This window comes from Paenibacillus kribbensis, assembly GCF_001705305.1.
In the GTDB taxonomy this organism is placed as follows: Bacteria; Bacillota; Bacilli; order Paenibacillales; family Paenibacillaceae; genus Paenibacillus; species Paenibacillus kribbensis_B.
Window position 1 is genome coordinate 37531 of the sequence record NZ_MCBP01000003.1, and the last position, 12480, is coordinate 50010.

At 45.7% G+C, this 12480-nt stretch carries 11 protein-coding genes; 8 read left to right on the plus strand and 3 right to left on the minus strand.

What is annotated here, in order from left to right; all coding sequences use genetic code 11:
- Positions 1-230: 230 nt before the first annotated feature.
- From BAZ21_RS06170 to BAZ21_RS06190, 5 genes are all read left to right on the plus strand, one after another.
- Entirely contained in the window at positions 231-1256 is a 1026-nt protein-coding gene (locus BAZ21_RS06170; protein WP_068498132.1) for a methionine ABC transporter ATP-binding protein, read from the plus strand.
- Positions 1246-1908, plus strand: coding sequence for a methionine ABC transporter permease (locus tag BAZ21_RS06175; RefSeq protein WP_068498134.1), 663 nt, complete (start codon positions 1246-1248; stop codon positions 1906-1908). Before BAZ21_RS06170 ends, BAZ21_RS06175 begins: the two co-directional genes overlap by 11 nt.
- Before the next feature lie 43 nt (positions 1909-1951).
- Complete coding sequence (locus tag BAZ21_RS06180) at positions 1952-2839, plus strand: MetQ/NlpA family ABC transporter substrate-binding protein (RefSeq protein WP_068498135.1); 888 nt, start codon at positions 1952-1954, stop codon at positions 2837-2839.
- A 64-nt stretch (positions 2840-2903) separates the two neighbouring features.
- Positions 2904-4112 carry a M20 family metallopeptidase gene (locus BAZ21_RS06185; protein ID WP_068498137.1) on the plus strand — a complete coding sequence of 403 codons (1209 nt, stop codon included), beginning with the start codon at positions 2904-2906 and terminating at the stop codon, positions 4110-4112.
- Positions 4113-4392: 280 nt separating this feature from the next.
- Complete coding sequence (locus BAZ21_RS06190) at positions 4393-5619, plus strand: RtcB family protein (RefSeq protein WP_068498139.1); 1227 nt, start codon at positions 4393-4395, stop codon at positions 5617-5619.
- 130 nt (positions 5620-5749) lie between these two features.
- Here BAZ21_RS06190 and BAZ21_RS06195 read toward each other — a convergent pair whose 3' ends face one another.
- Together BAZ21_RS06195 and BAZ21_RS06200 are read right to left on the minus strand one after the other, a co-directional pair.
- Positions 5750-6640, minus strand: a complete 891-nt coding sequence (locus BAZ21_RS06195) for a shikimate dehydrogenase (RefSeq protein ID WP_068498141.1) — start codon at positions 6638-6640, stop codon at positions 5750-5752.
- A gap of 29 nt (positions 6641-6669) precedes the next feature.
- Positions 6670-7860 (minus strand): MFS transporter, encoded by a 1191-nt coding sequence (locus tag BAZ21_RS06200; protein ID WP_068498143.1) that lies wholly within the window; start codon positions 7858-7860, stop codon positions 6670-6672.
- Between the two features lie 233 nt (positions 7861-8093).
- On the opposite strand from BAZ21_RS06200, the gene BAZ21_RS06205 reads away from it, so the two are divergent.
- The 3 genes from BAZ21_RS06205 to aroD all read left to right on the plus strand — a co-directional run bounded on the left by BAZ21_RS06205 (position 8094) and on the right by aroD (position 11261).
- Positions 8094-9005: a LysR family transcriptional regulator gene (locus BAZ21_RS06205; protein WP_068498145.1), complete on the plus strand. Its 912-nt coding sequence runs from the start codon at positions 8094-8096 to the stop codon at positions 9003-9005.
- A 129-nt stretch (positions 9006-9134) separates the two neighbouring features.
- Positions 9135-10388 carry an MFS transporter gene (locus tag BAZ21_RS06210; protein WP_084011525.1) on the plus strand — a complete coding sequence of 418 codons (1254 nt, stop codon included), beginning with the start codon at positions 9135-9137 and terminating at the stop codon, positions 10386-10388.
- A gap of 108 nt (positions 10389-10496) precedes the next feature.
- The gene (gene aroD / locus BAZ21_RS06215) at positions 10497-11261 is read left to right on the plus strand and encodes a type I 3-dehydroquinate dehydratase (protein ID WP_068498150.1); all 765 of its coding nucleotides are present in this window, start codon (positions 10497-10499) and stop codon (positions 11259-11261) included.
- A gap of 100 nt (positions 11262-11361) precedes the next feature.
- On the opposite strand, the gene BAZ21_RS06220 is transcribed toward aroD, so the two are convergent.
- A complete protein-coding gene (locus tag BAZ21_RS06220; RefSeq protein ID WP_068498990.1) occupies positions 11362-11934 on the minus strand; it encodes a shikimate kinase in 573 nt (190 codons plus the stop codon).
- Between the last annotated feature and the right edge of the window lie 546 nt (positions 11935-12480).

Here is a 12480-nt window from a genome sequence, read left to right on the forward strand (position 1 = left end):
CTAAAAATGTAAGTAATTGTGATTACAGGAGTCGGAAAGTTATATTCATTTTTTATTGACAGATTCTCCTTCTTGACTTAAGGTGTTAACAATACAATATATAGTTAAAAAATTCCACCTTCGGCCAACCGAAGATATGGGAGCTTTTTTTTAGGTATAAATCCGATTAATTCAACCGGATTACTAAATTGGGACGGAGGCATAGATTTTAGACGTAAGGGGGAAGCAGTTTGATAAAGTTTGAACAAGTTAGCAAAATATTTTCTTTACCCAATCGTAAGGTAAGTGCACTGGAAGAGGTTTCGTTATCTGTTGAAAAGGGAGAAATTTTCGGCGTGATTGGCTTTAGTGGTGCAGGAAAAAGTACGCTGCTGCGGCTGGTCAATTTACTGGAACGCCCCTCAGAGGGACGAATTGTCGTTAATGATCAGGATATTACCCGGATACGTCCCAAGGAGCTGAGGAATTTAAGAAGACGGATCGGGATGGTATTCCAGACCTTTAATTTGTTTAACTCTCGTACTGTCTACGGGAATCTGGCTTATCCGCTAAAACTGGCTAAACTGCCCAAGGCGCAGATAGATGCCCGTGTTAAGGAGTTGCTACAATTTGTTGGATTGGAGGACAAGGAGGATTCCTATCCGGAGCAGCTATCTGGCGGGCAAAAGCAACGGGTCGGTATTGCCAGAGCACTGGCGAATTCGCCCGATATCCTAATATGTGATGAAGCGACCTCGGCACTCGATCCGGAGACGACTGAAGACATATTGAGGCTGCTGAAAAAAGTAAATGAAGAGTACCAGATTACGATCTTGCTTATTACCCATGAAATGAACGTGATTCGCAGTATTTGTGACCGTGTGGCGGTGATGGAGAACGGTAGGGTGATTGAGCAGGGCAGTGTGTTCGATGTATTTGCCAATCCGCAGACGAAGACGACAAAAAATTTTATCCGCTCCGTACTGAATGACCAACTCTCGCCCAAGCTGCTGAGCAAGATTCGGGAGCATCATGCCGGTCGGCTGTACAGACTTGTTTTTCGGGATGGGGCGACCAGTGAACCGGTGCTGTCAAGAGCGACACGCAAGTATAAGCTGGATTACAACATTGTATATGGAAGCATTAATGAGCTGCAGGGAGCGCTGTTTGGAAGCTTAATTGTCGAATTAATCGGGGCAGAAGACGAAGTTCAGATGGTTGTGGAGGAACTGCGAACGACGGTGGAAGTCAGGGAGGTCGTCGATCATGAGAGTTAATTGGGATACGTTTTGGCTCAAGGTAGTGGAGGCTACGGGACAAACGCTTTTGATGGTTGTTGTCACGCTGATTTTTGCCAGTATTCTGGGGCTTATAATTGGTTTAGTGCTGTATGTGACACGTAAAGGGAGCTTGTTTGAAAACAAGTTTGTGTTTATGTTTCTGAATTTGCTGATTAATATCATCCGCCCGATTCCGTTTATCATTTTTTTAGTGGCGATTAGTCCGTTTACGCGTTTAGTCATGGGAACCACGATTGGAACCACGGCGGCTATTTTCCCAATGACCATTGTAGCAGCCTTTGCTGTTGCGAGAATTGTGGAAAATAATCTGGTCTCCATAGATCCAGGCATGATAGAAGCTGCCAAGGCGCTGGGAGCAACTCCTTTTCAGATCATCACGGGTGTGCTGATTCGGGAAGCGCTGGGACCTCTAATTCTTGGCTTGACGTTTATTACGGTGGCCTTGATTGATTTCTCTGCCATGGCTGGTACCGTGGGCGGAGGTGGTCTGGGGAATCTGGCAATGACCTATGGTTATCAACGCTTCGATACTTCGGTCATGATGGTCACGATTGTATTGCTGATCGTCTTTGTACAGGTCGCCCAATATGCTGGGAACTACTTGTCTCGTAAATTTCTACGGCGTTAATTGGATACAAGTATTATACATAACGATTAAAGGGGAAATGAAAATGAAAAAAATAATTCGCCTGGGTCTACTCGCTATTCTTAGTGTATCTGTTCTATCTGCTTGCTCTGCTAACGGTTCGGGCTCAAATGCAAATGAAAAAGTGCATGTTAAAATCGGGGTTTCAGGATCGGAGGATACGTATTGGGATGTACTTAAGAAGAAAGCGGAGGCCAAAAATATTGAAATTGAGCTGATCAGTTTCTCGGATTATACATTACCCAATAAGGCGCTTGCTAATAAAGAGGTGGATTTGAATTCCTTTCAACATTTGGCCTTTCTCAGTCAGTTTAATGTGGAAAACGATGTGAGTATCGTTCCTATCGGTGCAACGATCATCGCTCCTATGGCATTGTACTCCGAAAAATTTAAAAACGTATCGGATATTCCTGACGGCTCAAAAATTGCTATACCGGATGATCCCTCGAATCAGGGACGGGCTTTAAAGCTGCTTCAGTCTGCCGGGCTGATTCAATTAAAACAGGATTCGGGTCTGTATCCGACTACGGATGAAATAGAAGGTAACCCAAAAAAGCTGGAGATTGTTCCTGTTGTCGCCCAGCAGACGCCGCGTGTCTTGTCTGATGTAGCCGCCTCAGCCGTTAACAGCGGTGTTGCTACGGATGCCGGGCTCAAGCTGGATGGGGCTATTTACAAGGATGATGCAAGCAGCGAAGAAGCGAAGCCCTATGTGAACGTGTTTGCTGCCCGTGCGGAGGATAAAGATAATGCGACCTACAAAACGATCGTGGATTTGTACCATGATGCTGATGTAGCCGAGGCTGTAAAACAGGATTCCAAAGGAGCTAACGTGGTAGTAGACCAGTCTGCCGGGGAGCTGCAGGCCACATTGGATAAGCTGGTGGCGGATGTTAAAGCGCAAAAGAAATAAGGATGTCTGATAGAAGTAGGGTTGGGAGAATAATAATCTATTTTCGAAATGAGGAGAGATTGCGATGAGTGCAGCCAATACGGTGGATACACGTAGACAGCGGATTGTTGAGAACATTGAGAAGTCTCGTCAGCTATATACGGAGACGAGCCGATTTATTCACGCTAATCCCGAAATCGGCAATCAGGAATTCCAAGCCTCCAAGGCGCTGACGGGTATTTTGGAACAAGCGGGATTTGAGGTTACTCGTAATGTAGCGGGACACGAAACCGGATTTGTTGCCCGCAAGGCTTCGGCTAAACCGGGTCCGAGAATCGGATACTTGGCTGAATATGATGCATTGCCCGGTCTCGGCCATGCTTGCGGTCACAATATTATCGGAACCGCAAGCACAGCAGCAGCCATCGCCTTGGCGCAGGTGATTGACGAGACGGGGGGTGAGGTGTATGTGTTCGGTACGCCCGCGGAAGAAGGCGGTCCTAATGGCAGTGCAAAAGGCAACTTTGTGAGACACAGGCTGTTCGAGGGGATTGATGCTGCACTGATGGTTCATCCATCCGGTGTGACCCGGCTGACATCCCCGAGTCTGGCGGTTGACCCGCTGGACTTTCATTTTTACGGCAAAGCGGCTCATGCTGCAGGATCACCAGAGCAGGGAATTAATGCGCTTGATGCGGTGCTGCTGTTGTTCAGCGGTATCAATGCTTTGCGCCAGCAATTGCCGACTGATGTGCGTATTCATGGCATCATTACGCATGGAGGGGACGCGCCCAATATCATTCCAGATTATGCATCGGCTCGCTTTTTCATTCGGGCGAGTACTTGGCAGCGCACAGAGGAGGTTTCCACGAAGGTTCGTCATATTGCAGAAGCTGCTGCATTGGCAACAGGAGCTACTGTGAGAATCGAACGTTTTCAAAATGAAGTGCGCGATTTCATTCTGAACGATCCGCTGGACGAGATAGTTGGCCGTGAGCTGGAAGCGCTGGGAGAACAGCTGGATCGTGGCCCTCGTGCCGGGCTGGGTTCGACCGATGCAGGCAATGTGAGCCATGTTATCCCGACTGCACATGCTTATATTAAAATCGGCCCGGATGATCTCATCGCTCACACAGTGGAGTTTCGGGAAGCGGCTGGCTCTGCAAAGGGAGAGGAAGCCTTAGTGACTGGAGCCAAAGCGTTAGCCTTGTCGGGCTTGGAGCTACTGGTGAATGAAGCACTGCTAGTTGCGGTGAAGGAAGATTTTAAGCGTACGCATGCAGCGGCACAGTAGCATCGACGGTATATAAAGCCGAATGAAATGAGTTAAACGTTGCAGTTCGTGATTAATGCGACAACATAGGTCCATTTTAACTGCTTCTATTATATTAGCGGCATACAGGATATCTTGCAGTCTCGTTGACTGAGAGGATATCCTTTTCTTTTCGGTTTCTTAGAATCATCTGCTATTTGGCTTGTAATACTTCCGCCCTGTTCGGGAGGTCCCAAAACGTACATAATGCAATGAGCAGGTACAACATTCGAAATGAAGTCACTACAGGAGGAAAAAAACAATGGCTTATCAAGAAATCCATGGCGTACGGGTATGGGGAGCGCCCGATACAGGAGCGTTATCACAAGCACGTACGTGTGCGGAGAATGGCAATGTGATTCAGGCGCTGCTGATGGCGGATCATCATAAAGGCTACAGTCAGCCCATCGGCGGTGTAGTGGTGTATGACGGACAAATTTCGCCTTCGGGCGTCGGCTATGATATTGGCTGCGGAAATAAAGCGGTAAGAACCAAGTTGTTTGCGGCGGATGTTAAGTCCCATATTTCATTCATCATGGATAAAATTGCACGTCATGTTTCGTTTGGCGTAGGTCGTGTGAATGCGGTTCAGGTCGATCATGAGCTGTTCGATGATCCCGATTGGGCGGTATATGCAGCGATTGGGAAACAGGAGCATGACAAACTCAAGTCCCTGGCGAGAGAACAACTGGGTACGGTAGGAAGCGGTAATCATTTTGTTGATGTATTCATAGAGGAAGCGACAGGGCAGGTCTGGATTGCGAATCATTTTGGCAGCCGGGGCTTTGGGCATAAAACGGCGAGCGGGTTTTTAAACCTGGCCGCTGGACGGGATTTTCTCGGTAAAGCGCCGGGCGAGCATATGGATCAGCCGCCAGTGCTGCTGGACATGAACAGCGAGCTGGGGGACATGTACTACCGTGCGATGCGGCTTGCCGGACGTTATGCTTATGCGGGACGTGATTATGTTATAGATCAAGTGCTTGGTATTATGGGGACCGAAGCGGACATTGTCGTGCATAATCATCATAACTATGCATGGAAGGAACAGCATAATGGACGTGACACAATCGTTGTCCGCAAAGGCGCTACTCCTTCAGCCCCTGGACAAATGGGCTTTATTGGGGGAAGCATGGGGGATATTTCGGTCATTGTACAGGGGAAGGATACGGTAGAAAATCGGGACTCCTATTATAGTACCGTTCATGGGGCAGGTCGTATTATGAGCCGCACCCAGGCGGCCGGTAAAATGAATTGGAAAACCCGTACACGGAGTGGCGGCCAAATTACAGACCAGCAGATGAAGGAGGCCGTTCTAAGCTATGGTGTTGAGCTGCGCGGAGCGGGGACAGATGAAAGTCCATTCGTCTACCGGAAGCTGCGTGAGGTACTGGACGCTCATTCTGAGACTGTGGAAGTTCTGCATGAGCTGAAGCCGATTGGAGTATGCATGGCTGGGGCCAATGAGTTCGACCCATACAAGGACTAACGAAAAAGCAATATAGGCTGAATACAAAAGGCTATGCCCGGTAGAAGTGTTCATTCACCGGGCATAGCCTTTTTTGATGTATATAATAGAAAGAAAGTTTTGAATGCTATGCTTGCTGTAACCCCGTGCCTTACAGCTTGTCAGCAAAAAGCTGTTCTTTGATGTAAGAGACTGGCATTTCTTGGCCTGTCCACAATTCAAAGGCCAGTGCTCCCTGCCACAGCATCATGCCCAGACCGTTAATGGCGGTTGCGCCTACGGATTCGGCTTGTTCCATCAGCCTGGATTTAGCCGGGCTGTATACGACATCGGTCACGATCAGGTCGGAACGAAGCATAGTCACATCTTCAATCACGCTTTTACCTTCCAGCGGTTTCATGCCAACGCCTGTACCGTTAGCGAAAATATGACTTGTACGAATCTCTTCACGTAATTGTTCCTGGTCTTCCAGTGGATAAATATTCGCCTTGACCTGGGCGTGTTTCATATCTTCATTAATTATGCGGACATTTTCCACTGCACGGGCAAAGAATTGATCGTCGCGGGCGAAGATAGAAATTTCAGCCAGGCCAGCCCGAGCGGCTTCAATGGCAATCGGAGTAGCAGCACCGCCAGAGCCGACGAGTGTCATTTTTTTGCCTTTCAGATCAATCCCGTGTTCACGCAGGTTGCGAACGTAACCAGATCCGTCTGTACTGTAGCCTTTCAGTTTACCATCCGTATTTACCACAGTATTGACTGCTCCGGTAAATCTGGCGCTATCGTCCAGCTCATCAAGGTACTGAAGAATAGTTGTCTTGTTAGGCATCGATACGTTATAGCCGCGTATATTCAAGGCTCGTAGACCTCGTACCACTTCTTCCAGCTGTTCATTCCCTACTTCAAAAGCCATATACACATTGTTCAGCCCGAGTTTTTCAAACGCAAGGTTGTGCATAGCCGGAGACAAAGAGTGTCCGATAGGTGTTGCAAGTAGTCCGATAAGTTGTGTTCTTCCGTCAATACGTCCAGCATTTTTCATAATATACGCCTCCAGGTTAATTGTGTAGTTTAATGAAACACTTTTTTATATCGATAAGCAACAAACATGGCCAGCAATATACTGACTACGGCAATCGCGATATCCAGAATGAATACCGAGGTAATTCCCAGACTTTTGGACATGACCCCGGTAGCGAGCGGCATCAAGATGAATGCAAGACTGGCTGCAATGTTCACGAGAGAAGTTGTAGTCCCTTTGTTTTTGCGGAAAAATTCGGTCATAACAGTAAGAGCGATTTGGAATATGCCTGCGGTCGACAAGCCAATTAAGAATGAACTGATTATAGTGGAGACAGGATTGTGCCATGTAATTAAAGCCAGCAAGGAAAGCAAGGCAATAAACGGATACACAATCATGACGGTAACCGGTTTAATGAGTCTGCCAAGTGCCACGGCTAACAAAATAACGGAAACCAACGAACCTATACTATAATAGCTCAGCAGTTTAATGGCACTAGCTTTCTCCATGCCCAGGGCCTCTTGACCAAAGGTAGGCAGCCATAGCTGCACGATCATGAACAATACAGTAGAAGTAAAACCGATAATGATCAGGGACAGACCCTCTTGCCAAAACTTAGGCTCACTGCGGAAAGTGTCCACCGATTGGGCAGCGTTGGTTGTAGCCTCTTGTTCCTCCATTTTGTGATTGGGAAAGGCTGTCATCGACAAGTAGATACCACTCAGCAGATAAATACCTGCCGGAATAAAGAAGGAGTAGCCATAGAACATATTGTGATCGATAAAGAATGCGATCATGAACGGAATAACAATGGCACCGATAGAAACGGATGCTTTGACCAGGACGGTTGCAGATCCGGCTTTTTTTCCGAACCCTTCAATTAGTGCAGGATAAGTTCCCGCATCCATCATGGAGTTACAAACCCCTGCGATAATGGCAAATGCAAAGGCCACGGCATAGTTGGGTGCAAGGGGAATGCCGATCAAAAAAATTAAATACGCAAAGGATGCAATAACAATGAGCGGTTTCCTTCCGTATTTGTCTGACATTTTTCCGGCTACCCCGAGCGCCAGCAACTTGCCGATCCCGATGGCTGACACCAGATAACCGATGGCAGCCTTATCCGTGTTCAATTGCACGGTCAGGAAGCTCATATTCGAGGAGAGAATAACATTGATCATACCTAGAAGAAAATAGTTGATGTAAAGCCCTGCTGCCATTCTGATATAAGGATTTTTCATAAGGTGTAACTCCCAACTTAATTTTTAGATCAATGGCCTAAGTAGGCATTGTCCAGCCGTACTGCAGTAAGCCTGAAATAAAGTGAAAATATTCACAATATTTCAATGACTCAATTATGATATGCCTTTATTATATTAAGGAGTGGTATTATAAATCCAATGCATATTTCTATTATTTTCTATAGTTTAGGTCTATAATTTTAAATATAAATCAATGAAGGAGACTCCATGTTATGAACCTGAAACACTTACAATATTTTCGTGTACTTGCAGAAATGGAGCATTTTACCCAGGCCGCTGCACGATTATGTATTACTCAGCCCAGTTTGAGTCATGCAATTTCAGAATTGGAAAAGGATTTAGGGGTTCATTTGTTTGAAAAGCAGGGAAGAAATGTTCGGCTGAACAAATACGGGCGTTTTTTTCTAAAGTATGTGGAGCATGCAATGGACGAATTGGAGAAGGGAGAGCATGATTTGCGGGAATTGGTGAGTCCAAGCCAGGGGACCATAGATTTGGCGTTTATCTACACGTTGGGCTCTCATTTCATTCCGACGATAATTCAAGCTTTCTCGGCTTTGGACGGTCACCAAGATATATCCTTTTCTTTTCACCAAGGGAATACGAACGATATTATTCAAGGACTGAAGCAAGAGCACTATGATGTGGCATTCTGCTCTCACGTTGAAAATGAACCGGATGTGGAATTCATTCCGCTGGCTCAGCAGGAACTGGTCGTTATTGTTTCACCCGATCATCCGTTGGCTTCACTGAATCAAATTGATCTCAAGGATACAGCGGCCTATCCGTTTATCTTTTTTAACAAAAAAAGCGGTATCCGGCCCATTATTGAAAATTTGTTTGCCAAAGTAAAGGTTACGCCACAAATCATTTGCGAGATTGAAGAGGATACAGCAATGGCGGGACTGGTGTCTGTCAATTACGGGATCGCAGTCATGCCCCGAATTTCTTCGCTGGATTATTTTAACGTCAAAATATTGCCTATTGTAAATCCCGAATACGAGCGGTTTATCTATCTGGCGAGCATCAAAAATAGATATTTATCCCCGGCGGTCGTGGACTTTCGGAACTTTGCACTTAGCTATGGCGAGGAATTTTATCTGAAAACGCATAAGCGTGTCTAAGCTGTGTCCCGCAGTATTTTAGCTTGATAAATTTTAAAATGTGTTCTATACTTCATCATCAATACAGAAAATGTGAAATGATTCACATTAGTAATGCCACAAGACTTACTTACAAAAGCAGGTGAATTCATGATGAAACGTTCTTCTTTCCCGGTGGCGGCTGGCCTGTATGTAAACTATCTTCTGTTTGGTATGTTTAATATTATGCTGGCGTCACACATGTCCTTTTTAACAGAGCATTTTCATACAGATCAGGCGGGCATCAGTCTTTTGGTTTCCGCGATGGGATTTGGCAGGCTGTTTACGCTGTACATATCCGGAGTGCTCTCTGACCGTTATGGTCGCAAGCCGTTTATTGTGGCCGCAGGGCTGCTGATGGCCGTTTTCCTGGTTGGTATACCGCTGAGCCCCAGCTTTGAAATGGCGATGGTGCTGGCTGTACTGGCCGGCGTGGCGAATTCCTTGCTCGATTCGGGCACCTATCCGGCACTGATCGAGGCGTTCCCGCAGTCCTCCGGTTCGGCTACAGTTTTGGTGAGAGGCTTTATATCCATTGGGGCGGCATTTTTACCGTTAATGATCATCTTTTTTATGAATCACGATATTTTTTACGGGTTCTCATTCTTTATACCGGCGCTCATATTTGGTCTGAATGCGATCTACCTGTTCAAAATGAAATTTCCAGACATGCGGGTTCAGTCGCCAAAGGAGTCCTTACGTGATACTTCTGTTGAACAAACGGTAAAATTGGCGGCAAATGACCGGAGCCAGCCGCGGTTTTGGCAGGAAGGACTGAGCCTTATTTTACTCGGCTTTACAGGACCGACCTTGCTGTATATTGTTCAGCTGTGGCTGCCTACCTTTGGACAGCAGTTTATCGGTCTGACCGAATCAGAGTCTCTTAGACTATTGGTTTATTACAATGTTGGCTCACTGGTTTCCGTGTTTGTACTGGTTATTGTGTTAAGAAAGTGGGTCAAGCCTGTTCACATTATTCTCATTTACCCATGTATCTCCTTGTTGGCATTTGGAGCGCTTCTCCTGTTCAAATCACAGGCGGCGGCTATTATTTGTTCAAGTGTTATCGGGTTTTCCATCTCGGGTGTGCTTCAGCTGACGTTAACCGTCATGAGTGAATTTTTTAGTGAACGAAAAGGGCAGATCACCGGATTTGTTTACACAGCCACTTCGCTGTCGTACACGGTTATTCCCGTGTTTACCGGCTTTCTTTTGAAGCATTCTCAAATATCCAGTGTTTTTATGCTGGCTCTGATTGTGAATGCGGTTGGGATTGCGCTGGCAGTGTTTGTTAATTTCCGGTATAGTGCCGTTTTTCCATCAAGTCGCAAATTATCCCCGCAAATTGCACTTGATTCAGAGTAAGCCAACAAGCCGGGCTTAATCATCTGCATGCTTATTCAGAATGCGTTACACTATGAAATATTGTAAAAATGTTCGACTTAAAACTATGAATTGGGGAGTGGAATAGAAATGGCAAAAATCGTAAAGGTGAAAGATGTACTGATCGGTGAAGGAGCGCCTAAAATTTGTGTTCCAATGGTGGGAGAAACGTTGGAGCAATTGAAGGAAGAGGCTGCCTATTTGCGCACACTTGACCTGGATATCGTAGAGTGGAGAGTTGATTTTTTTGAGCATGTGGAGGACTTGGAACAGGTTAAGGCTGCCTTGAATGAAATTCGGTCAATTTTAGGAAATATTCCACTCGTCTTTACGTTTCGCAGTGCTCGGGAAGGTGGAGAAAAGGAGATCAGTGCGGCGAGTTATGTGGAGTTGAACCGCACGGTGGCCGAGACGGGGCAAGTAGAACTCATTGATGTGGAGCTTTTCAATGAGGAAGCTGATGTGAAGACACTGGTAGAAGCTGCGCATCAGCATCAAGTGTATGTGATTATATCCAATCATGATTTCCAGAAGACGCCGCCGAAGGAGGAAATCGTATCCCGGTTGCGTAAGGCGCAGGAATTGGGAGGCGATCTGCCTAAAATAGCAGTTATGCCAACGAATACAGCCGATGTGCTGATCTTGCTGGATGCAACGCGTACGATGGCAGAGGAGTATGCAGATCGGCCTATAATTACGATGTCGATGGCGGGAAGAGGTGTCGTGAGCCGTCTGACCGGAGAACTGTTTGGTTCGGCTCTGACCTTTGGGGCTGCCAAGAAAGCTTCCGCGCCTGGGCAGATTCCTGTCACCGAACTGAGAGAAATATTGACGGTGCTGCATCGTCACAATTAGAGGATGCATGGCATTACTGCCGATAAGCGTGAATCCGCAGTGAACAAAAAAAGGAAGGCCCTCATGCAGTGGCATGGTTGGGTCTTCCTTTTTGTAATTTTTAATTCAATCCCCGAGTAGGCTCATACAACTCCCAGCCCAGATTTAGAGTTTGGATAATATAGTCTGCGACTTCTTCCGCATCCAACTGATCTGTATCGATCTTGGAGTGATTCACCGCATAAATATTCTGTCTGGAACGGAAAAGTTCTTCAATTTCCTCTAACGTCTTGTTTTGCAGATTTGGACGGGTGTCAATCAGCATCTTGAGCCGATCTTTCCAGGAGTTCCAATTTAAATCCAGGAAGAAAACAATGGATGAAGCCAAACAAGCCTGCTTCACTTCTTCCTGTAAAAACGCGCCCCCGCCAACGGAAATGATTTTCAGACGAGTATTACTGCACAACTTCAGAATATGCTCTTTTTCAATTTCACGGAATCGCTGCTCTCCGTATGTCTTGAAAATCTCTGTTGTGGGCATGTTGTACTCTTGTTCAATTTCCTGGTCAATATCCACGAAATCCCGATACAGCTTGCGCGCAAGATGGGAACCAATCGTTGTTTTGCCTACGCCCATAAAACCAATGAGCACAATATTTTGTTCTCTTAATGGAATCTCTCTATTGTTTTGCACCATAACCACTCTTTTCTCACCAGTAATGTTGAGATGTAACGCTTCAAAGCACTAAATACATTATACGTTCATCAAACGTCGCTTTCAATAGCATAGATCATATCAGAAGCGAGGTACAAGCTCATGATGTAATTATCACCCTATGGAATGCTATAGAACATAGTAGACGGTTAGTCATGAAAAATTCCGCTGCGTAATTCGCCGAAGAGTAGATTTGAACAAGTATAAAAAAGGCAAAATTGTGTACTTTGTTGAAAATAAGGACATAATTTGCCGAATTATATATTGAAATTACTGGAAGTTTGACTATAATGGAATTATGCAATTTGTAAATGAAATCGCTATATTTACAAATTGTGTTTTTTAATAAAGTGCAGTTCATTACTTTGAACCAAATACCAAGTATACATATGTTACTTATTACTTATTGGATCATCCCACACAGACGTGTATCGGTTCATGGGTTCATTGTCGAAGGGTGGTGAGAAGGTCTACTCGTTTTGCTCAGCTCAGATACGGCGGCAGAAATAAAAAATTGACGAGAGG

Excerpts from the sequence above, each read along its gene's own strand:
- aroD (WP_068498150.1), top strand. The coding sequence starts at position 10,497 with ATGGCAAAAATCGTAAAGGTGAAAGATGTACTGATCGGTGAAGGAGCG.
- BAZ21_RS06200 (WP_068498143.1), bottom strand. The coding sequence starts at position 7,860 with ATGAAAAATCCTTATATCAGAATGGCAGCAGGGCTTTACATCAACTAT.
- BAZ21_RS06190 (WP_068498139.1), top strand. The coding sequence starts at position 4,393 with ATGGCTTATCAAGAAATCCATGGCGTACGGGTATGGGGAGCGCCCGAT.
- BAZ21_RS06210 (WP_084011525.1), top strand. The coding sequence starts at position 9,135 with ATGATGAAACGTTCTTCTTTCCCGGTGGCGGCTGGCCTGTATGTAAAC.
- BAZ21_RS06185 (WP_068498137.1), top strand. The coding sequence starts at position 2,904 with ATGAGTGCAGCCAATACGGTGGATACACGTAGACAGCGGATTGTTGAG.
- BAZ21_RS06205 (WP_068498145.1), top strand. The coding sequence starts at position 8,094 with ATGAACCTGAAACACTTACAATATTTTCGTGTACTTGCAGAAATGGAG.
- BAZ21_RS06195 (WP_068498141.1), bottom strand. The coding sequence starts at position 6,640 with ATGAAAAATGCTGGACGTATTGACGGAAGAACACAACTTATCGGACTA.
- BAZ21_RS06180 (WP_068498135.1), top strand. The coding sequence starts at position 1,952 with ATGAAAAAAATAATTCGCCTGGGTCTACTCGCTATTCTTAGTGTATCT.
- BAZ21_RS06175 (WP_068498134.1), top strand. The coding sequence starts at position 1,246 with ATGAGAGTTAATTGGGATACGTTTTGGCTCAAGGTAGTGGAGGCTACG.